Source organism: Maribacter sp. 2-571 (assembly GCF_050589625.1).
Taxonomy (GTDB): Bacteria; Bacteroidota; Bacteroidia; order Flavobacteriales; family Flavobacteriaceae; genus Pelagihabitans.
The window spans coordinates 275,354-297,890 of the sequence record NZ_JBNGOP010000001.1; the positions used below are offsets into that span (position 1 = coordinate 275,354).

At 45.6% G+C, this 22,537-nt stretch carries 18 protein-coding genes; 9 read left to right on the forward strand and 9 right to left on the reverse strand.

Annotation, left to right across the window (positions count from 1 at the left end):
• Both ACRD7P_RS01120 and ACRD7P_RS01125 read right to left on the reverse strand, forming a co-directional pair.
• Entirely contained in the window at positions 1-543 is a 543-nt protein-coding gene (locus tag ACRD7P_RS01120; RefSeq protein ID WP_430905623.1) for an RNA polymerase sigma factor, read from the reverse strand.
• 419 nt (positions 544-962) lie between these two features.
• On the reverse strand, positions 963-2,507 hold the full coding sequence (locus ACRD7P_RS01125; RefSeq protein WP_430905624.1) for an NAD(P)H-hydrate dehydratase: 1,545 nt from the start codon (positions 2,505-2,507) through the stop codon (positions 963-965).
• A 351-nt stretch (positions 2,508-2,858) separates the two neighbouring features.
• Between ACRD7P_RS01125 and thrA the strand changes: the two genes are divergently transcribed.
• The 3 genes from thrA (at position 2,859) to thrC (ending at position 7,795) form a co-directional block, all read left to right on the forward strand.
• Entirely contained in the window at positions 2,859-5,303 is a 2,445-nt protein-coding gene (gene thrA, locus ACRD7P_RS01130; RefSeq protein ID WP_430905625.1) for a bifunctional aspartate kinase/homoserine dehydrogenase I, read from the forward strand.
• A 45-nt stretch (positions 5,304-5,348) separates the two neighbouring features.
• A complete protein-coding gene (locus ACRD7P_RS01135) occupies positions 5,349-6,272 on the forward strand; it encodes a homoserine kinase (RefSeq protein ID WP_430905626.1) in 924 nt (307 codons plus the stop codon).
• A 230-nt stretch (positions 6,273-6,502) separates the two neighbouring features.
• Positions 6,503-7,795, forward strand: a complete 1,293-nt coding sequence (gene thrC / locus ACRD7P_RS01140) for a threonine synthase (RefSeq protein WP_430905627.1) — start codon at positions 6,503-6,505, stop codon at positions 7,793-7,795.
• 119 nt (positions 7,796-7,914) lie between these two features.
• On the opposite strand, the gene ACRD7P_RS01145 is transcribed toward thrC, so the two are convergent.
• Entirely contained in the window at positions 7,915-9,636 is a 1,722-nt protein-coding gene (locus ACRD7P_RS01145) for a carbohydrate-binding protein (protein WP_430905628.1), read from the reverse strand.
• Positions 9,637-10,021: 385 nt separating this feature from the next.
• Here ACRD7P_RS01145 and gcvT point away from each other — a divergent pair, with 385 nt between their 5' ends.
• The 6 genes from gcvT to ACRD7P_RS01175 all read left to right on the forward strand — a co-directional run bounded on the left by gcvT (position 10,022) and on the right by ACRD7P_RS01175 (position 16,633).
• On the forward strand, positions 10,022-11,107 hold the full coding sequence (gene gcvT / locus ACRD7P_RS01150; RefSeq protein ID WP_430905629.1) for a glycine cleavage system aminomethyltransferase GcvT: 1,086 nt from the start codon (positions 10,022-10,024) through the stop codon (positions 11,105-11,107).
• A gap of 22 nt (positions 11,108-11,129) precedes the next feature.
• Complete coding sequence (locus ACRD7P_RS01155; RefSeq protein ID WP_430905630.1) at positions 11,130-11,957, forward strand: sugar nucleotide-binding protein; 828 nt, start codon at positions 11,130-11,132, stop codon at positions 11,955-11,957.
• Positions 11,958-11,984: 27 nt separating this feature from the next.
• Complete coding sequence (locus tag ACRD7P_RS01160; protein WP_430905631.1) at positions 11,985-12,275, forward strand: 4a-hydroxytetrahydrobiopterin dehydratase; 291 nt, start codon at positions 11,985-11,987, stop codon at positions 12,273-12,275.
• Between the two features lie 268 nt (positions 12,276-12,543).
• The gene (locus tag ACRD7P_RS01165; protein WP_430905632.1) at positions 12,544-13,254 is read left to right on the forward strand and encodes a YebC/PmpR family DNA-binding transcriptional regulator; all 711 of its coding nucleotides are present in this window, start codon (positions 12,544-12,546) and stop codon (positions 13,252-13,254) included.
• Between the two features lie 302 nt (positions 13,255-13,556).
• Positions 13,557-14,069 (forward strand): hypothetical protein, encoded by a 513-nt coding sequence (locus tag ACRD7P_RS01170; RefSeq protein ID WP_430905633.1) that lies wholly within the window; start codon positions 13,557-13,559, stop codon positions 14,067-14,069.
• A 284-nt stretch (positions 14,070-14,353) separates the two neighbouring features.
• The gene (locus tag ACRD7P_RS01175; RefSeq protein WP_430905634.1) at positions 14,354-16,633 is read left to right on the forward strand and encodes an N-acetylmuramoyl-L-alanine amidase; all 2,280 of its coding nucleotides are present in this window, start codon (positions 14,354-14,356) and stop codon (positions 16,631-16,633) included.
• Between the two features lie 367 nt (positions 16,634-17,000).
• Here ACRD7P_RS01175 and ACRD7P_RS01180 read toward each other — a convergent pair whose 3' ends face one another.
• From ACRD7P_RS01180 to ACRD7P_RS01205, 6 genes are all read right to left on the reverse strand, one after another.
• Positions 17,001-17,546 carry a 1-acyl-sn-glycerol-3-phosphate acyltransferase gene (locus tag ACRD7P_RS01180; RefSeq protein WP_430905636.1) on the reverse strand — a complete coding sequence of 182 codons (546 nt, stop codon included), beginning with the start codon at positions 17,544-17,546 and terminating at the stop codon, positions 17,001-17,003.
• A 104-nt stretch (positions 17,547-17,650) separates the two neighbouring features.
• Positions 17,651-18,778, reverse strand: a complete 1,128-nt coding sequence (locus tag ACRD7P_RS01185) for an iron-containing alcohol dehydrogenase family protein (RefSeq protein ID WP_430905637.1) — start codon at positions 18,776-18,778, stop codon at positions 17,651-17,653.
• A gap of 8 nt (positions 18,779-18,786) precedes the next feature.
• Positions 18,787-19,485 (reverse strand): HAD family hydrolase, encoded by a 699-nt coding sequence (locus tag ACRD7P_RS01190; protein ID WP_430905638.1) that lies wholly within the window; start codon positions 19,483-19,485, stop codon positions 18,787-18,789.
• Positions 19,476-20,189 (reverse strand): 3-deoxy-manno-octulosonate cytidylyltransferase, encoded by a 714-nt coding sequence (gene kdsB, locus ACRD7P_RS01195; protein ID WP_430905683.1) that lies wholly within the window; start codon positions 20,187-20,189, stop codon positions 19,476-19,478. The genes ACRD7P_RS01190 and kdsB overlap by 10 nt, the downstream gene beginning before the upstream one ends.
• A 19-nt stretch (positions 20,190-20,208) precedes the next feature.
• The gene (locus ACRD7P_RS01200) at positions 20,209-20,793 is read right to left on the reverse strand and encodes a DUF4126 domain-containing protein (RefSeq protein ID WP_430905639.1); all 585 of its coding nucleotides are present in this window, start codon (positions 20,791-20,793) and stop codon (positions 20,209-20,211) included.
• Positions 20,794-21,019: 226 nt separating this feature from the next.
• Positions 21,020-22,450 carry an ATP-dependent DNA helicase gene (locus tag ACRD7P_RS01205; protein ID WP_430905684.1) on the reverse strand — a complete coding sequence of 477 codons (1,431 nt, stop codon included), beginning with the start codon at positions 22,448-22,450 and terminating at the stop codon, positions 21,020-21,022.
• Between the last annotated feature and the right edge of the window lie 87 nt (positions 22,451-22,537).

Here is a 22,537-nt window from a genome sequence, read left to right on the forward strand (position 1 = left end):
CTATACGTTACACAGTTGTTTAAGCGTTTTTAAACAACGTGATTTTTGCGCCTTTACCACATTTTCATTGGCATACCCACCTTGCTCGGCAATCTCTTTTATGTTTAGTCCCCTATAATAGAACATCGTTAACACCTGTCTACACTTTTCCCCTAGGGCCTTCAGTTGGGTACGTAGCAGCAATTGTTTTTCCGACAGAATTGGAGCAGCATCGGTCTCGATTTCAGGTATTTCTTCTACCATACCATGAAGCGCGTTTTGGTAACGCGTATTTATTTTCCTTGCTTTAAGGGTATCGTATATTTTAAACTTTCCTATACCAAAAAGATAAGTCTTCATCGAACTGTTGACCTTGTTCAATTTTCCTTCTACCGCACGTTGCCTTAGCGCCAAAAAAGATTCTTGATACACATCGGCCAAGGTGTCATCGTCCAAATGATACCGTTTTCCAAAACCCAAAAATTCCTTACGATATTTATTGTAAAGCACTTTCAGCTTCAATCTATCGTCGGATTGCAAGTCTTTCAAGGATTTCTGATCCATAAAACAATATTTCGGCCTAGGATTCGATTATACCATTTCCGCCTTAAAATTACCCTTTAAAAATTGCCCTTTTCGGTTTATACTTCCAAATAAAAAACAACCTTAGCTACTGCTAGGCTTTATTTTTCTTTTTCGTCCAAGCAAAAAATGACGGCTTTTTACTCGGGTAATTTTAAGGCAACAATGATATTAAATATAATAAATTTTGAAGAAGTTTAAATTCCTACACCGGTATATCCCGCAAGGAAATGGATATGCACAATTTTAAGATCGAGAAATTGTTCTACAAAAAACCCATGAAATTTTTCATCGACTATGAAAATGCCTTGGCATGGGTAAAACGTATGGTGAAGGGGAAGTAGTTTGTCCTCTATCATACAAACCAACCACGACGTCCGGCCTGCTGATACGGCGGTATACTAAGCCTCATTCGTTTCCGCTTCCTTTGACGGCTCGGGCACTTTAAAGAGATCCATGTAAGCGGCACCGATCGCATCGGTAATATCGGAAGCGATCAAGGCCTGATAGCCTTTGTCCTCAATTGCGATATCCCCTGCCCTTCCGTGAAGATAGACCCCAAAAATGGCAGCGTTCAAGGGAGCGTACCCTTGGGCCATTAAACCGGCGATCATCCCTGCCAATACATCGCCGCTTCCCGCGGTGGCCATCCCAGGGTTTCCCGTTGTGTTCACATAGCCTTTATCACCATCGATCGTAATGGTATGTGCGCCCTTGATCACCAAAATACAATCGAGCCGGGCGGCGAACGCCATGGCCTTCTCCAATTTTTCAAAATCATTTTCCCAACTTCCGATCAACCGCTCCAATTCTTTTTCGTGAGGGGTAAGCACCGTGCGTTTCGGCAGTTGTTTTTGCAAGTCCTTGTTTTGGGCCAATAGGTTTAAGGCATCCGCATCCAACACCAAAGGGGCGTCGGTCTTTTTTAGAAAATCGGAAAAGGCCTTTTTCGTTTTCGCCTCGGTACCGAGACCCATGCCGATAGCAAAGGCATTCGCCGTTATGGGAGCCGTGAAATCGTTTATATGTGTCGTTCCGTTTGCTGTCGCCACCATGGCCTCCGGTAAGTTCGTTTGCAAGGGGAGTGCACCACATTCGGGTACCAAGGCCGTTACCAGACCACTACCCACGCGCAAACAACTTTTGGCCGCTAGGTGTACCGCCCCTATTTTTCCGACACTGCCACCAATGATCAGGGCATGCCCATAGTTTCCCTTGTGGGAATACTTTTTTCTGGGGATATACATGGGCAATACTTCATTTTTTCCGATAATTCGAAACGCGGTATCCGTCTCCGCAAGATATTTCGGATCGAGCCCGATATCCAAAACCTCCCATTGCTCCAAATACCCTCCCGTTTTCGGAAGAAAGAAAACGAGCTTCGGTGCCTGAAAGCTCAACACGTAGTTCGAACGTATTACCGCAGCATCGTTTTCGACCTTGCGATCGGTATAGAGTCCCGAAGGAAGGTCTACCGATAAAATAAAAGCTTCCGAAGCGTGCAAATGACCCATAAGCCGTACCACCCATTTTGCCGGGGCACGGTTCAACCCGATACCAAAAATGGCATCGACAATAATATCGTCTTTTCCGATTTCTGGAAATGACGCATCCGAATCCAAAAACTCGGGCCAGACCTTTCGCGATTTTAATCGCTCCAGATTTACCAGAAAGTCCTTTGAACGCGTTTTGCTGTAGTTCACTACATATACCGCAATATGATACCCATGTTCCTGTAAATGGCGTGCCAACGCAATGCCGTCGCCCCCGTTATTTCCGATGCCACAAAACAAGTGGATCTTTACAGGGGCCCCTTGCATGCGCAGGTGCATCCAATTGAAAATTTGGACGGCCGCACGCTCCATTAGTTCCGCACTTTGGATCTCCTGCTTTTTTTCGGTAATACGATCGGCTTCGTAAATCTGTTCCTTTGAAAATAGTTTCATCGCTATAATTTGCTTTGGCATCCCTTGCGCTCACAGAATGCTTTTCCCTTTTCTTTACCGTAACCCCTATGGTACCGAAATTATTACGACATTTTTAAAATATCCTAACAATATTCGCGGATTTTATAAAAATACCTACAAACGTTTGTGCAAGGCCTCAAATGTACTACTTTTGAACTTTAGCGATAAGGCAATAGAAATGACAATTCCAAAAAATTTTAGCTTTTCAATCAACCTTTTTGTAACGGCTATCATCACCCTTACTACCCCTTTGGGGTAAGCTATCTATAATTACTTCCGTTTTTGCGAATTATCGCCTGTTCAGTCCAGTATTCCTAATCTATTTTCCCTATGCAAGTTTTAAAATTCGGTGGCACTTCGGTTGCCAATGCAACAAATATATCCCTTGTCAAACAGATCGTCTCCACCAATACGGCATCCAAAAAAATTGTGGTCGTATCCGCTTTAGGGGGCGTCACCGATCTGTTGTTAAGAACGGCGGCCGCAGCGGCGGAACAGGACAAGTCCTATATCGAATTGCTTCAAAAAATAGAGCAGCGCCATCTGGAAACCATTAAGGAGCTGCTTCCGATTGCAATACAAAGTGCCGTTCTAAGTAGGGTGAAAAGTGAATTGAACGTATTGGAAACACTGTTGGAAGGTGCCTTCCTGATTGGGGAAATCACCCCCAAGCTATCCGATAAAATTGTAAGTTACGGTGAGCTGCTATCGTCCTACATCATTAGCGAATACTTCATTGCGGAAAATCTTAAAGCGGTATACCAGGATAGTAGAAGTCTTATAAAAACGGATACCGTTTACGGAAAAGCATCGGTAGACTTTAGGGAAACCGACCAACGATGCACAGCTTTTTTTAATGGCTCCCAGCCCGATATCGTGGTCATGGGCGGCTTTATCGCCTCCTCGCACGATGGCGACGCCACTACCTTGGGACGCGGTGGTTCGGATTACTCGGCAGCTATTATCGCCGCCGCCGTAAATGCCGAAGCATTGCTGATCTGGACCGATGTAAGCGGCATGTATACCGCCAACCCGAAGGTGGTAAAACAGGCTAAGGCCATACCCCATATTTCCTATGAAGAGGCTATGGAACTTTCCCATTTTGGGGCAAAAGTGCTTTATGCACCGACCATACAGCCCGTACTGTCCAAAGGAATTTCCATTGTTATAAAAAATACGTTCGATCCCGATGCGGAAGGTACGCTGATCACCAAGAGCAAGAACGAAAAAGGGAAGACCGTTCGCGGTATAAGTCACATCGGCGGTATCGCACTCTTATCCTTGGAAGGCCCTGGAATGGTCGGTATTCCGGGAACGTCCAAACGGTTTTTTGAAGTACTCTCCCAAGAGGACATCAGTGTAGTACTCATTACACAGGCCTCATCCGAACACTCCATTTGCGTGGGCATATCGGCCTTGGACGTCGATCGTGCGGTTGCTTCGGTAAACGGTGCCTTTGCCTATGAAATCGAGCGACAAAAGATCAAACCGGTCATCGCGGAAAAAGAACTGGCCGTTATCGCCCTGGTCGGTGATAACATGAAACAACATCAGGGCCTCAGCGGAAAAATGTTCAGCACATTGGGCAGGAACAATGTCAACATTCGTGTCATTGCACAAGGGGCTTCGGAACGCAATATCTCCGCGGTAATTTCGGAAGCCGATGTTAAAAAGGCGTTGAACGTCTTGCATGAAGTGTTTTTTGAGGAAAATATAAAGCAATTGAACCTGTTCGTTATGGGCGTCGGTAATGTAGGCGCTAAATTTTTGAAACAGATCCAACAGCAAAAGGCGTATTTACGGACACAGTTAAAATTGAACCTTCGGGTCATCGGTATCTCCAATTCGCGAACCATGGCTTTTGACGAACAGGGAATCGATCTCGAAAATTGGGCCGATGTCCTTGCCAAAGGGGAAAAAACCGATAGTGAGCAGTTTTTAGGGAACATCACCCGGCTCAATTACCGCAACAGCATTTTTGTCGACAATACGGCAAGTGCAGCCGTAGCGGCCAATTATGCCAACTATTTAAGCAAGAGCATTTCGGTGGTCACCTGTAACAAAATAGCTTGTTCATCGGAATACGATGCGTATGAAAACTTGAAGTTTTTGGCACGCCAATACAATGCACCGTTTTTGTTCGAGACCAATGTAGGCGCCGGACTTCCGATCATCGATACCTTAAAACACCTAATCGCATCGGGCGATGTTATTTTAAAAATTCAGGCCGTACTCTCTGGAAGCCTGAATTTTGTGTTCAATAACTTCGACCAAAACAGCACCTTCCACGATATCGTAAAACAGGCACAAGAAGAGGGGTTTACAGAACCCGACCCAAAAATAGATCTGAGCGGTATCGATGTGATGCGAAAAATATTGATTTTGGCCCGGGAGAGTGGACACCGTTTGGAAATCGAGGATATCGAAAACAAATCGTTTTTGCCACAAGAAAGTCTGGACACCGATAACAATACCGATTTCTTTGCATCCTTAATAAAGCACGAGGCCAGTTTTCAAAAAATGTATGCAGAGGCGATCGCCGCGGATAGCAAATTAAAATACGTGGCCCAATTTGAAAACGGAAAGGCCAGCGTAGGCCTACAGCATATTCCGAAAGACCACGATTTTTATAATTTGGAGGGCAGTGATAATATTGTACTGTTCTTTACGGAGCGCTATCCCGATCAACCCATGATCATCAAAGGAGCCGGGGCCGGGGCCGATGTTACCGCATCCGGAATTTTTGCGGACATTATCCGTATCGGTAACTTTTAACAAGGCAATGGAAAGGATTGAACAAGCATATAAAACGATAGCATCATGAACGAGATCCGCGTTTTTTGTCCGGCGACCATTGCCAATATTTCCTGTGGTTTTGATGTGTTGGGACTGGCCTTGGATGCTGTAGGCGATGAAATGGTCGTACGGAAAAGCAGGGAAAAAGGAATCGTCATTACCAAACTGGAAGGACAGGACCTACCGATGGAAACCCATAAAAACGTAGCCGGTGTAGCGGGTATGGCTCTTTTGGAACAGACCGATTATACCGGTGGTTTTGAAATTGAAATATATAAAAAAATCAAGGCCGGAAGTGGTATCGGCAGTAGTGCCGCAAGCTCGGCAGGTGCCGTTTGGGCAATGAACGAATTGCTCGGCAAGCCCTTCGATGCCTTACAATTGGTAGCCTTCGCCATGGAAGGGGAACGGTTGGCCAGCGGTGTCGCCCATGCCGATAATGTGGCACCGGCACTGTACGGCGGATTTACGCTAGTACGCAGTTATGAACCTTTGGATATTGTACCCATACCGGCCCCTTCGAAATTGTATGCAACCGTAATCCATCCGCAGATCGAAGTCCGAACGGCCGACTCCCGAAAAATCCTTAAGACCAATATTACCTTACAGGACGGCATTCGGCAATGGGGCAATGTGGGGGGACTGGTTGCCGCATTGTTTACCGACGATTATGCCCTTTTAGGGCGTTCCCTGGAGGACCATATCGTAGAACCGATACGCTCCATCCTAATTCCGGGTTTTGCCGACATCAAATCGGGAGCACTTAAAGCAGGCGCTTTGGGAAGTGGTATTTCGGGTTCGGGGCCCTCCATTTTTGCCTTGAGTAAGGGATTGGAAATCGCCCAAAACGTTGGGGAACAAATGAAAAAGACCTATCGCGATATTGGGGTCGATTACGATGTACACGTTTCCAAGATCAATCATGAGGGGATAAAATTATTGGATTGACCAAACCACTATGCATTTAACAATGAATAGGTTTATAGGAAAAGAATGAAATTCTTTTTCAACATAGCATCAAAGTAATCCGTAAAAACTTGGCAGTAGGTTGTTTTGTGCTCTATAAAAAGCATTGACTGTCAAGTGGGACTGCCAATTTGTTCAAGATTTGTAGCCCCGAATACTCGGAGGAAAGTCTTGCACTCAAGTGCATCCTTTTTAACTAACAATTGTGACCAATGAACTATTATAGTCTAAACGGAAACGCACCTAAGGTCTCTTTTAAAGCCGCGGTGATCAATGGGATCGCTCCGGACCGGGGGCTGTATTTTCCTTCGGAAATCGACCCTTTGCCCGCTACGTTTTTTGATACCATCGAAACGCTTTCAAACCATGAAATTGCCTTTCGGGCCATACATCAGTTCGTAAAAGAAGACCTTACCGATAGCGCGTTAAAGGAAATACTTTCGCAGGTACTCGACTTTGACTTTCCGGTAGTACCTATCGACGACAGCACGGGAACCCTTGAGCTTTTTCATGGGCCTACCATGGCCTTTAAGGACGTAGGTGCCCGCTTTATGGCACAATGTCTGGGGTATTTTTCAAAAAACACCCGGAACGAGGTAACAGTACTCGTTGCTACCTCTGGGGATACGGGGGGAGCCGTTGCAAATGGATTTTTGGGCGTTGAAGGGGTGCAGGTGGTCATTCTATACCCCGACGGTAAGGTAAGCGATATCCAAGAAAGGCAATTGACCACCTTGGGGCAAAACATTACGGCCCTAAAAGTAGCGGGTACTTTTGACGACTGTCAAAAAATGGTAAAGACCGCTTTCTTGGATGAAGCGCTTTTGGAACATATGAAACTGACCTCGGCCAACTCGATCAACGTCGCCCGATGGTTGCCACAATTGTTCTACTTCTTATTTGCCTATAAGCAGGCCAAAAAGGAAGGGAAAGAAATCGTGTTCTCGGTGCCCAGCGGGAATTTTGGAAACATTTGTGCGGGAATGGTCGCGTACAAATTGGGCATGCCGGTAAAACACTTTGTTGCGGCCACCAATGCCAACGATACGGTTCCGAAATTTATGAAAACCGGTGCGTACGAGCCAAAACCATCGACGGCAACCATCAGCAATGCCATGGATGTCGGCGACCCCAGCAACTTTGTTCGCATACGCCACCTCTTTCAAAACGACCATGGCCTTTTGGAACAGATGCTGTCCTCCTATTCATTTACCGACGACCAGACCAGGGAAGCTATGAAAAGCATCTATAAAAATGGCGAATACATTGCCGACCCGCATGGAGCCGTGGGATACTTGGGGCTTAAAAAGTACGTATCGGAGCATCCGAATACCTACGGTATTTTTCTAGAGACCGCACATCCCGTTAAATTTCTTGATGTGGTCGAGGACGCCTTGGGCATTTCGCCCGATATCCCTCCCCAAATTCAAAAGGTATTGGGTAAGGAAAAACACGCAAAGCCTATCGTTTCCTATGACGAACTAAAGGCCCATTTGCTGGAATAACCGTTTTCCTTACTTCGAAGTAAGTGGTAACACTCAAAAAAAGATACGTAAAAAAGGCCCGTGATATTTCCATCACGGGCCTTTCTTTCAATACGATGCCGCTAGGGCCGTAACCCTGTTCAGAGTTTTGGACTGTGCTCGGCGTAAAAGTCGTAGACCACGACCTCTCCATAATTATCGGGATCGTTGGTTGCCGATCCTTCGGTGGAAGGGTTGCTTTGCGTATAGTTGCCCACCTTAAAATAGGCATCCCCATAGGACCGATCAAAAACGTAATCCCTACTGCCATCTTTAACTAGGTATTGGGCAGCATTACCATTGGCATAGGCGCTTTTTAAATTGCCATCCTCACCATAATAACAGTAGTGCTTTCCATTATTGACCACAAAAATAACTTCGTGCACCGTACCCAATTGGTAGTTGTTCTTAATGGTCACATTGCTTCTTAACTTCCCTCCATTGAAGCTGAGGAACATTTTGCTTCCTTCCAACCGGACGACCATGGCATCATCGATACCTTCCGATTTTTTACCGTGTATTTGGGTGGCCACCAGTTCGTCCTTTCGGATCGGAAGGTGGGTTATGGCCTGTTTTACGTACAGCACATGCGTGTTATCGGTAGTCCAGAACACATCGCTCGAACCATCCAATTTTCGTTCCCGCAATTCGCTCCGCACATTGGGCGAGTTTAGGGTGAAACCATTGTTGTCGCGGATCGGGACCCTGAAAACGATTCCGTTCCTGCTCTCGTTCACATAGAAAAACTCGTTATTGTTTTCGTCGCAAAGTGTTTTATCCTCATCGCCCGTAGGATAGGTTATTTTCCATTGCTTACAGTTCTCCATGAGGTCCGCAGGAATATTGGCAGTACCGGTAGGCTCCGCGGCATCACCAAATACCTGTACTTCCGCCAAGGACAATGCATCGGTGCCCTTAAGCTTGATCCGTATCCTCGACCCGGAAACACCGCCGGTATTAACTGTTACCGAAGGGTTTGGCGCATCTTTGATCGTGGTTTTGAATACCTGTGTTCCCGCATTGTTGTAAACAAAAACATCAAAATCGCTCAAACGGCCCGTACAACAATCGGTGCGGTTCCAAATCTTTATCTGTCCGATGTTATAGTCCTGTCCCAATCGTACCTGCCACCATGGACGGTTTGAATTTTTGGTATGGGTAACGCTGTTGTTGCCCCATACTCCCGATGTATTGCCATCTACGGCCCGCTCGGCACCACCGCCATAATCCTCGGACGATTGTTCGGCAGTTTTGTTCAAGGCCAAATTGGTGGCCGTATTGTTGGAGTTATCAAGGGATACCGGTGTAATTCGAATCCAATTGATATTCCATCCACCACCGGTCGCCAAAATTTTCAATGTACCGTTACCAGCGGAAAGCTCCCTTGTTTTTGTAGTGGTAATCCAGTTCTGCCAACCATTCGTAGCCGGCTTGGCAACACTGGCCAATTTCGTGTTTCCTTGGTAGAAATCGAAGGCGGTGGGATTGTTTGAGGATGCCACTCTAAATTCAAATTTGTAACTCCCTGCGGCCGGCACGTTCACGTCATACTCCAAATAATCACCGGTATCGATCCATCCTACATTTTCTCCACCACCGTTGTCACTGGTGGTTTCGGTTCGAACACCGCTCATACGATCGTACGCTTCCGCTTGAACGGTAAAAGCATTCGTTGGAGAAAGGGAAATCGCCCTTACGGTCGTCAGTACGGCTTCCTCTTCGGATAAACTGTCTCTGGAACAGTTGAAAAAACTAAGCATCAATAGGCCAACAAGGGCTATTCTGGATGCGCTAAACTTAAGTGGTTCATAAAAATACTTCATAAAAATTTAGGGTTTAATATTCATAATTAGGTGTTCTCACCTTTTTAAAAATTGGATCACCAGATTGGTTAACCAAATTGGATGACCAGTTACAATAGTACAAATAATCCCTGAAAAATTTAAAAAAATATTAAAATTCCTACAAAAAAGAGGTTAGCGTTGCCACTGGAGCGGTATGTTTTGATCCGTTCCAAAACGACCATTGCTTACTATAGTATGGGGCCAAAACGCTTTACCAATGGCCCTACCAAGGGCCGTTTTGTAAGCATACCATTCGGGGAAATGTTCAAAAGCAAGGTGTTGCGGTTTCTTTTTTTAAAAACATGTAAAGCCGCTACTTTGGTCCACCATATTTTCAATAGCTTTGTTACCGTAAAGCAAAATCATGAAAGATACCGCATTGACTACTACCCATGAGGCTTTAGGCGCCAAAATTGTTCCTTTTGCCGGGTATCGTATGCCCGTTTCTTATGAAGGGGTCAACATCGAACACGAAACCGTTCGCAAGGGCGTAGGGGTATTCGATGTGTCCCATATGGGCGAATTTTTGATTTCGGGACCGCATGCCTTGGACCTGATCCAAAAAGTAAGCTCCAACGACGCTTCCAAGCTTACCATAGGTAAGGCCCAGTACAGCTGCCTACCCAATGAAACCGGCGGTATCGTAGACGACCTGATCATCTATAAAATAAAGGACGACCAATATTTGCTGGTGGTGAATGCCTCTAATATCGAAAAGGATTGGAACCACATCCTGTCCTACAATTCGGAATATAATGCCGACATGCGCAATATTTCCGATGGCTACTCCTTATTGGCCATTCAGGGACCAAAGGCGGTAGCCGCCATGCAATCCCTTAGCGCTGTGGACCTTTCGGCCATAAAATTTTATCATTTTGAAGTGTCCGATTTCGCGGGCATCGACCATGTCATCATTTCGGCTACCGGATATACCGGATCGGGCGGTTTCGAGATTTACTGTAAGAACGAGGAGGTTCAGCAAATTTGGGACAAGGTGTTCGAAGCCGGAGCCGATTACGGTATTAAGCCGATCGGACTGGCCGCTCGGGACACCTTACGTTTGGAAATGGGGTATTGTCTTTACGGTAACGATATTGACGAACAAACTTCCCCCATTGAAGCCGGACTGGGGTGGATTACCAAATTTTCCAAGACCTTTGTGAACAGCGAAGCTTTGGAAAAGGAAAAAACCCATGGCCCAGAACGCAAGCTTATCGCCTTTGAACTGAACGAGAGGGGCATACCCCGACAGGGTTATGATATTGTTGATGGCCAAGGAAAACAAATAGGAACGGTAACCTCGGGTACCATGTCGCCCTCTTTGGGAAAAGGCATCGGGCTGGGATATGTACCCACCATTTTTTCCAAAACGGGAACCAACATTCACATTCAAATCCGAAAAAAAGCCGTCCCGGCAACCGTTGTAAAATTGCCGTTTTACAAGGCTTAGGAAATCATAAAAAGGCAGTTCGGTGGAAGCGGGAGGAAAAAAAATATTGATTTTAGGCGGTAGTGGTTTTATCGGAAATGCCATATACCGTGAACTCCGGTCGTATTTTGACACCTATGGTACTTATTACAGTGCTCGAAAACGCTTTGAAGGGAACCAGCAGTTCTTCCGCTATGACCTTCAAGAAGACGACGTTTTTGATTTTTTGGAAAACGTACGACCACAGCTGATCATTTCGGCGCTTCGGGGTAATTTTGCCAGTCAGGTAGCGGCCCATCGGCATCTGGTCGAGTATGTCAGTAAAAACGACTGCCGTATCTATTTCATATCCTCAGCGAACGTTTTTGATGCGTATAGCAAATATCCCTCCTACGAATACGATAAAACCCTCTCCGATAGCATCTATGGGAGGCTCAAGATCAAGATCGAGAACATGTTGCTTCGGTTGCCCAAGAAAAAAATGGCCATCCTAAGGGTACCGATGGTTTTTGGGAACCAATCGCCCCGAATCAGGGAAATGAAGGAAAATACCCTGAACAATCTACCCATTGAGGTATTTCCGAATTTGGTGATCAACGTTACCAGTGATGATAAACTTACACAACAGATACATTACCTGATCAACCGCAATAAAACGGGAATTTTTCATTTGGGAAGCTATGACCTGGTACACCACGAGGACTTTGTAAAGGAAGTAATGGACCGTATCGGAAACTTTAATCCCATTTTCAAACGGGTTTACACCACCAACGAAGAACGTTATTTGGCGGTATTGCCAAAGGTGAACACGCTTCCCAAAAATCTGAGGGTCGCCTATCAGGAAATCATCGATCACCACATCATAAAATAATACCATTTTTAACGTTGAAATAGCATTATGGAAAAACTTAGCGAAGCACAGATCAAGGAAAAATTGGCCACTATGGACAGTTGGGAATATACGGACGGAGCATTGGAAACCGCATTGCAATTCGGAAATTTCAAGGAAGCGTTCGCCACAATGACCCGTATCGCCTTTGAATGCGAATTACAGGGGCACCACCCCGACTGGAGCAATGTGTACAATACCCTGAACATACGGTTGAACACCCATGATGTGGGAGGCATAACCGAGAAAGATTTTAAGCTGGCGGCCGTTATCGAAAAAATCGTATTCGGCGAAGGCTAAGGGCAAGCACATATTGAACGCGCCTTACGTTTTTATAATTCCTTTCTGAAGTATCTTTTATACTCATATGAAGGCTTTTTTGTGTTTCGTAGCCTGGCTATGCAGCTTAAAAAAGTCTTCATCTGGGCACAAAACCGTAGTTTCTCGAACGAACGAAAAAACGCAAGACAAGTTCATTATTTCCATCATCCGGCAAGGTGACTTGCCGTGGCTTTAAATTTTCTTACTTTTACTTTTCTAATTACACGAACTAAAGTTTTCGAATACTATGGGAAGAGCTTTTGAATTCAGGAAAGCACGAAAAATGAAACGGTGGTCGGCCATGTCAAAGGCCTTTACACGAATAGGAAAGGATATCGTTATAGCCGTAAAAGAAGGCGGTCCCGATCCCGATTCCAATTCCCGATTGCGTGCGGTAATTCAAAACGCCAAGTCGGTGAACATGCCGAAAGACAATATTGAACGGGCCATTAAAAGGGCCTCGGACAAGAATTTAGGCGATTATAAAGAAGTGCTTTTTGAAGGTTATGCCCCCCATGGTATCGCTATTTTGATCGAAACCGCTACCGACAATAATACCCGTACCGTAGCCAACGTCCGTAGCTATTTTAAAAAGTGTAACGGCAGCCTGGGCACTTCCGGTTCCGTAGAGTTCATGTTCGATCATACCTGTAACTTTCGTATTCCCGCCGAAGATGTCGATCCGGAGGAGTTGGAGTTGGAAATGATCGATTATGGCGCAGAGGAAGTATTTGTGGACGATGATGGTATTTTGATCTACGCCCCGTTTGAAAGTTTCGGTGCCATCCAAAAAGAACTCGAAAACCGCAATATCGAAATCCTGTCTTCCGGTTTTGAACGCATTCCGCAAGTCACCAAAAAACTGGACGAGGAACAGGTGGCCGATGTGGAAAAACTATTGCAAAAAATAGAGGAGGACGATGATGTGCAAAACGTATATCATACCATGCAGGAGTAATTCGGCATCGTTCCCAATTCCCCTCTAATACCATTTTAACTTTGAAATGGTACGTATAGAAATTGAATTTTTTTTTAGGCATTCAAGGCGAAAAACGGAAGCATAGCCGTAGCTACGGTTAGATCCCCAGTCAAGCTGGAGGCAGGCTTTTTAACCAAGAATAACTGAAAAAGAAACCATTTATTAGTGCTATTTCAAAGTTAAAATGGTATAAGTTGGTCCCCTGCCTAGCTTACCTTAAAACCTATCTAAAATTGTTGTAATTTTTAGAGGGTATTACGACTCATTCTAAAAGGTATCCTATGAAAGCATTTGCGCGGTGGTTCTGTTGTTCGTTGTTCTTTGTTAACTCCGTATCCGGAACGGCCCAGGACATGACCGCGGACAAACTTCAACAAATTATTGAAAAAGTGTCGGATACCGTAGACGTGCAAGGGAATTCCATTCGCTTTGTGTACCAAGAGACTTTTTTGATATGTATCTATGACGAGAATGCCAACAGAATGCGCATTATCTCTCCCATTATCGAACGGGACCAGTTGGAAGAAGAGCAGCTGCTCAACGCCATGGTGGCCAATTTTCATTCCGCTTTGGATGTGAAATACGCACTTAGCGACGAAATTATTTGGTCCATTTACGTTCATCCACTTAAGGAACTGCAACCACATCAACTTGTAGATGCCATAAAACAGGTATACGCCGCAAATGCCACTTTTGGCACCTCTTATTCCAGCACCGATCTGATATTTCCGGGAAACACCCGTAAAAAGGACAGTACGGCGCGTAAGCGAAGTATTAAAAAGGTGAAAATTTAATACGTTCCGAGTTCCTTGTAGGTACTCCTACCCTACGCACGTCAAATCGTAATCTTCCTTTAAACGCCCTTATATCATTTGCGATGTTGAATTACCCATTAAAAAGCAAAAATGGTATAAAACACTTACGGCGGCGGTAAATGAAAAAGCAACTTCGGTATGCTATATCCCATTTTATAGGTAAATTACGATAACATCTTGGCCTAATCTGTTATTTGCGATCGGCGTTTCTTTTTGCATCGGTTTTTTTCAATATTTGTAGGAAAATCTAAAAAATCGATAACATGAAAAAAAGAACGCCCCTATCGTTACTATGTTTGTTGTTGCTATTGTTCAAATCATATGGACAGCAACCCATTTTTAAAGGAGAAGCTACGGCTACCAAAACCATTTCGTTCCGCAACGATTCACAATTGGAAAAGCGCACGGCCTTTTCTTTGGAAAAAGAAGGTATTACCAGCAATGGTACCGAGTTGTACCAACCGGAACTGGTATTGAAACCGTTTAAAATTCCATTAAAAAAACCAAAACCCTTCCTTTCCACCTATTCCGTTTGGAGCGGTCAACATCTCGACCATACCACAACGACGCTACACTATCGTACCTCAAAAAATGGCAAATCCTGGTCCGGCTGGAAGCAAGCCGTTTTTGATGGACATCAGGAACAAAGCGGTGACCGCATTGTATCAAAAATGGTATTTTTGGATGCCAAAGTACATTATATCCAATACAAGCTCAAATTGGCAAAAGGAAGTTCCGCTACCCGTATCCAAAGTGCGGAAATCTTTCATTACAGCCCTGGCGATACCCCTCGAAAAATTAAAAAACAGTTGAAGGCATCCGCTAAAAACGCGGTAGAAGCGGGTTGCTCAAAACCGAGCGTGGTAAGCAGGAGCCAATGGGGAGCCACTTTTAGAAACCCGGCCGCAAGCTCCACCGTTTCCCACCTTATCGTACATCACGAATTCGGATCCAACTCCAGTAGCGACTGGGCCGCCCGCGTGAGGGCCGTACAAAACTTTCATATCAACGGAAACGGCTGGTCCGATATCGGTTATAATTTTTTGGTGGACCCCAATGGCGTCATTTATGAGGGACGTGCAGGGGGCGATAATGCCATCGGCGCACATTTTTGTGGCACCAACCGAAATACCATGGGCGTGTGTATGATGGGCGACTATTCCAGCGTTACCCCCACGAACGCCACGCAACAGGCATTGAAAAACCTATTGGCCTGGAAAGCGGACAAAGACAATATTAATCCCGAAGGGGCCTCTTTCCATTATTCGGTAAACAGGTCGCTGACCCATATTGCCGGTCACAGGGATGCAGGCTGTTCCGTTTGTCCCGGCAACGGGGGATACGGTATTTTACCCGGATTACGGAGCGATGTCGGTACGTTGGTTTCCAATGGTTGTTCGGTCGCCCCGTCCCCTACCGCGGATACCGTTCCTCCAACGACAGCTATCGATGCCCCTGCCGAAACGGTACAGACGGGAGATTTTACGGTAACTTTTTCGGACAATGACAACGTGGGGGTCACCCGAAGGTTCTATCAGGTGTTGGAACAGTACGGTTCGGGCTTTTTGGCCAACAGAAATAATGGCTTTTTTAATGAAAATTTCAATCAGGACAACGGGGTTTACGATATTGGGGCCGGGAATTGGAGCATTACCGACCAAAGGCTCAAACAATCGGATATCGTTTCGGACAATACCCTATGGAGTTCCTATTTGATCCAAGATTCCGACCTGCCCTATCTCTATGAGTTTTCGGCAAAAGTGACATCGACCACTGGTCCGCGCAAATTTGGGATCCATATTATGGCCTCCGATAGAACGCTGCCGCAACGGGGGGATTCGTATTTGATATGGTTCAGCGGGGAGGACAACAAAGTTAGAATTTACGAAACCGATAACGATGTGCTTAATTTTAGGGCCATTTCGGACGTTTCGCTCGACAACGATTGGGCGAAATACCGGGTTACCTATAGTCCGGCCTATGGCGTGGTGCGGGTTTGGAAAAACAACACCTTGCTCTTGAGTTGGACCGATACCAGCCCTATACGCACCGGCGGCGCTATTTCGCTCCGGACCAACAAAACGGCCATCACCTTCGATGATCTTAAGGTATACCACTATAGGGCTGGAAGCAGCGCCGTTGTTTCCGCCGGGATCGAGAGCAATAAAGATCTTCGTACTACCACTGGAAAAATAAAGAGTATGGTACGGGACGAAGCGGGAAACTGGTCCGTGGCCGGGAACCTAGATGTTACGACCAACTTTGGTGCCTCTTTGACGGCAAACACGAACCAACTGCTACTATACCCAAATGCCGTTACCCATACCGCAATGCTCCGTTGGGAGCAGCCACGATCGGGAGCGGTTTCCGTTGCCATTTATGACCTACAGGGCAAACAAGTGGTTCAAACGACAAGCCAGATTTCCAAGGGAAACAAACAACTGGATATCTCATCGGACATCGCAACGTTACCCCCGGGAGTTTATATGGTGAACCTGTCTTCGGAATGGCATAACGAGACCATTAAAATGGTGAAGCAATAACGACTTTGGCCATATCGAACGGCGTGTATGCTTTAACCCGCTTTATGCATTAGAAAATCTATTACAGCTTCCAGCTACTTCAAAATATGGTGCTGCGCTACATTTTTAAATGTAACCGTAGCGGTGCTATGCTTACATTCATAAAATGTCATATTTTATCGCAGCTAAAAGCTTCATTACGAAGTTCTAATGCATAATCCGGGTTTAAAAACAGAAATAAAAAAGGGGTATACGGTTTTACCGTACACCCCTTTTATTTTTTTGCCCATCATATGATTTAGGAATGCGCAGTTGGTCGGAACAACTATAGTGCTCGTCACCGTTTCCATACTATTTAAAAAAAGTGGTCCGGAATCACTATAATTGGTCAATAACTGTATTCGGGCACATACCCTTTAACCCCTTTAAAGAACGCTTTGTATTTTTTGAAATCGGCCTCTTTGTCATCGGTGGTCAGGTAGGGTTCCGATACCTTTACCTCTTTCTTTCCAAAATCAAAAGCGACCAGGATAACGGGAACTTCCGCGGCTTTGGCAATATAGTAAAACCCACTTTTCCATTTGGTGACCTTTTTGCGGGTACCTTCGGGGGCCAAGGTAAGCCGGAACATTTCCCTAGACTTAAAAATTGCCGCTGTAGCGCTTACGGTATCCCTGTTTTTCGTTCGGTCGACGGGCGCGCCGCCCATCCACCTAAAAAACCATCCATAGGGCCGTTTAAACAGGCTTTTTTTACCGACATAGTTAATGGGTTCGTTCCATACCTTTCGTATCAGAACGCCCATCAAAAAGTCGACCCAACTCGTGTGCGGCACAACAATGATCACGCATTTTTTTAGATGACGTGGAAAGTCACCTTTGAACTGCCAACCCAAAAGCTTGAAATAAATAAACTTCGCAAGGGCATGTAACATAAGGGAATCGGAATTTGAGGGTTTTTTAGGGTCGTTTTAGCGCTTTACCTAAGCGCGAACAAAAGCAAAACGTGGGTGATGGCAAAAAGGTATGGTCGGGTCTGTTAAATTTTTTCGTAAAGTGTCCGTAACCGAGCCGGTGTCATTTTGGAACGCCAATCCTTTCCCAGGGCATTTTCCCATAGCGGCTCCATTTTCAAGGATACCCCCACCATTGTGTCAAATGCTTCATCGGAAAGTCCGGCACACACGCCTTTGGGCAAAGCGATATGATGTTTTGCCATCATTTGTTTAAAAAGGGCTACCCCCTCGGGATAGTAGTCGTTCAAATGCTGAAACACCAAACAGTTTCCGATACCGTGCTTTACCCCTAATAGAAACGATAGGCCGTAGCTCATGGCGTGCGCCACCCCTACCTGGGAATAGGCAATGCTCATACCACCATGCCAAGAGGCCATCATCAACTTCTCGCGGGCGTCCGATGGGGAAAGGTCCCCTAAAAAAACTTCCGTACAAAGGTCCATGGCCTTTTCGCCATAACTCTGGCTAAAGGCGTTCAAATACGTGCCGTTCAATGATTCCACGCAGTGGATAAAACAATCCATACCGGTGTAAAACCATTGTTCCTTGGTAACGCCCTCGGTCAAATCCGGATCTAGCAGTACCTGATCAAAAATGGTAAAGTCCGAATTGATGCCCAACTTTTTTTCGGGCCCCAACAGTACAGTCGTACGGCTCACTTCCGCTCCCGTACCACTTATGGTGGGTATGCCTACATGGTACACCGCCGCCTTGCGTACAAGGTCCCAGCCCTGGTAATTGGCCGCATTCCCGGAATTGGACAAAAGTATGGCCACTGCCTTTGCCAAATCGAGCAAGGTGCCCCCTCCGATACCGATGATTGCGGAAGGCCGTTCGGAAAAGTCGTTTTTTATTTTGGATACCAAGGCATCTACCTGATCTGTTTTAGGTTCCTCCTCCGCGGAAATAAAAATAATCTGGTCATTAAATATCAACGGGATCCTATCGACCAAGGATGTTCCTTCGAATACGTCATCCACCAAAAAAATACAGGGGGCATCGGAATTTTTGCGATGGGGCATCAATACCGCGCCCAGTTCCGAAAAACTGCCACGCCCATAAACGACCCTGGGCACCATCGGAAAATTTCGAAAGGACGGTGCCGAAGTTGAAGCTGTGTTTTTAATATCGAACTCTTTATTTAATTTCATACAATAATTTAGACGTACGCTAAAAGTTTATCGATCGCAGTAAGTGTCGGGTACTGCCGTACCGTTTCATCTACCGCAACTTCTTCATGCTGCCAAGTGGTATGGAAGGGAACATGTATGGCCCGGGCACCGATATTGATGATAGGCAACACATCCGATTTCAGGGAATTCCCGATCATTAAAAACTCGGCAACGTCAATTTTAAGATGTTCCAACAACCGAAGGTAATTTTCTTCTTTTTTATCGCTCAATACCTCTACATGATGAAAATACTTGGAGAGGCCCGAGCGTTCCAATTTACGTTCCTGATCCAATAGATCTCCTTTGGTCAGCACTATCAATCGATATTTTTTGGACAGTTCCTCCAAAACCGTTTCTACACCGTTCAACAATTCTACCGGTTTTGAGATCATTTCTTTACCAAGGTCCAAAATTTGCAACAGGGTTTCCTGCGAAACCGTATTGTTAGACAATTGGAGTGCCGATTCTACCATGGAAAGCACAAAGCCTTTGACGCCATATCCGTACAGTTCCAAATTTCGCATCTCCATTTTAAAAAGCTCTTGATCGATGGTGTTTTTGGTCTCGTACTGTTCCAGCATCCCGGCAAAGGCGGCTTCTGCCTCCCTAAAATAGGTTTCATTCACCCAAAGGGTATCATCGGCATCAAAGCCGATCACATTTATGCCTTTTACATCTATTTCCATGCTTCTTTTGCCTTGATCAGGTCTTCCGGGGTATCAATTTCTATTCCGGTGACGTGGGTTTCCACCATTTTTATCTTTTTTCCATACTCCAAATAGCGGATGGCCTCTATTTTTTCCGTGGCCTCCAGAGGCAGCATCGGAAGCCGCTGGAAATCCATCAACGCCCTCTTTCGAAAAGCGTAAATGCCCTTGTGTTTGTAATAGGTGGCCAAGGTATTTTTTTCCCTTGGATACGGTATTGGCGATCTTGAAAAATAAAGGGCAAAATTCCGTTGGTCGACAATTACCTTCACCGTATTCGGGTTATTGATCTCCTCCTCATCCGTAATCTTCACCATGAGGGAGGCCAAATCGATTTCCTTTTGAACGTCCTCTTCAAAAACCTCGAGTACCCCTTTTAGACTTTCCTTATCGGTAAAGGGCTCGTCGCCCTGTACGTTCACTATAATATCAACATCCATACCACTTACGGCTTCCGCAATACGGTCGCTACCACAGTCGTGTTCCTTAAGGCTCATTATGGCCTTGCCCCCGGCATTTTGGATCACTTCAAAAATGGGCTTACTATCGGTCACCACATATACGGCATCAAAAAGCCCGGTTTGTAATGCGGCTTCGTAGGTGCGCAGTATAACCGGTTTTCCGTGCAGGTCCTGCATCAGTTTTGCCGGAAACCTGGACGCCGCATAACGGGCGGGTATCATTGCTATTGTTTTCAAGGTATCAGTTGTTTGGTTCCGAACTCTTTTTTCTGGGTCTCAGTTTTCTATAAATGCTAAAAATAATGCTCAAGATGATAATGACCAATACCGCGGCAACGATGGGTGCAAAAATGGAAGCGGTGGACACTACCACGGCCGTACCCGTTTCCACTGTAGAAACAATGGGGTTCGCCAATCCGCCCGTAGAAGCGGTAGATGCCAACCTTCCCGTGGCACCGGCGCCCTTTATGGCCGTGGCCGTTCCCCCCCCGGCAATTATGGCCAATGCCCAGGTAACCACCGGGTCAAGATCTGCCACAGTGGAAACCATTACGGCGGTACCGGCTATCGCGGCCAACGGCACCGCAATACTGTCCAGCAGATTATCAACCCAAGGAATAAAATATCCGAAAATTTCAACGAACATGGCCACACCCAAAGTGATAACGGCCGGCAAACTACCGATCCATTCCCAACTTTCATTGAGGTCCCATACGTTAAAATAAGCGGCCAAGCTCAAGGCGAATAAGGGCAAAAACACCCTAAAACCCACCGAAGCGGCCAAGCCTATACCTAAAAAAATACTAATAACGGTATCTGCTGTCATGGTTTAGAAAAGCTAATGGTCGTGTTTATATGATACCATTTTAACTTTGAAAATGGTATAAAAAATCCAATAGGCCCAGGGTGCGCGCTTTTTTTGATTGGGAAAGACATAGGGAATATGATGTAACCCTATTACGTCTTTACGGAATAAAACCGAAATACCCCATCATAGGAGACGCGGACCCACGTAGCATTTTGGATGGCTTCTTTGCCAAAACGAATTTAATCTATTCCGAATCAACAAAAAAATCGCTTTTAAAACCGATAAGATAGAGCCTTTTCTTCGCACGCGTAATCGCAGTGTACAACCACCTCAAATATTCCTTGCCTACCCCGTTCGGAAGATAAGGCTGCTCCACGAAAACCGTTTCCCATTGTCCCCCTTGCGATTTGTGGCAGGTAATGGCATATGAAAACTTTACTTGTAGGGCGTTAAAAAACTTGTTGCTCTTTACCGCCAAAAACTTTTTGTACTTAGAGGTTTCATCGGCATAGTCTTCCATTACCGCCTGATAAAGCCGGTTGGACTCCTCGTAGGGAAGTGATGGCGATTCGGCCGTTATGGTGTCCAACAACAGTACGGTCTCAAAGGGTTTTTGGTTGGGATAGTCGACCATTTTCACCCGCACCTCGGCAAATTTAAACCCATACAGCTCCTGTATCGTAAATATTTCCAATACCTCTATAATATCGCCATTGGCAATAAAACCTGCTTCGGTATTGGGCGATAGCCAAAAATAATTGTTTTTTACCACCATCATATAATCGCCTACGGCAAGTTCATTTTCCAAGTAGAGGATACGGGAGCGGATGTTCTCGTTATACAAATTGGCCCTTTTGTTGGATCGGACGATAAAGCTGGTTTCCTCCTTTCCGTGGTCGGCATAGGCCTGTTCTATGGCTTCTAGAATTTCGTGTCCGTCGATGAGGCGGACAATATCCCGATAAGGAGTGATATCGAATTGAAAATGATCAAAAAATTCCTGTTGCAACTGTTCACGCAGATTGGTGGCGTTCATTAGAATACCGGAATCTTCGGATTGCCGCACCACTTCGTCCAACTCCAACTTGCTTACCTCTTTCAGGTAATTGAGCGATAATTTGTTCCCGTCCAAGGCCGGACTCAGATCCAAATGTACCGGAGGCAATTGTGCGGTATCGCCGACCAGCATGAGTTTGCACTGATGCCCGGAGTACACGAACTGTATCAAATCGTCCAACAACGAACCGTTTTCCAACAATTTGGAGTTGGTAGGGGTATCGGGGATCATAGAGGCCTCATCAACGATAAAAACGGTATTTCGGTGCTTGTTGGGCGCCAGCACGAACTGTACGACACCACCCGCTTGCTTTTTGGGGAAATAGATTTTTCTGTGGATGGTAAAGGCCTCCGTTTTGGAATAGCCCGACATTACTTTTGCCGCCCTCCCGGTCGGGGCCATCATCACCGATTTTAGCTTGCAATGCCAAAGGTTGTTCACCAAGGTACCGATCAAGGTCGTTTTACCGGTGCCTGCATATCCTTTTAATAAAAAGAGCCGGTCTTTTTCCTTTGACAACACAAAATCGGCCAATTGCTGTAAGGCAATATCTTGATTGACGGTAGGCTGGTGCGGAAACTTTTCCTTTATCAATTTGTAAAAAGCGGCGGCTGTCATCGGTTCCATAGAACGGTAAAGATACTCAGGATTTTCTTTACCGGTGGGTCGTCCCCGAAGCGTTTGTAACCTACTGGAACCACACGG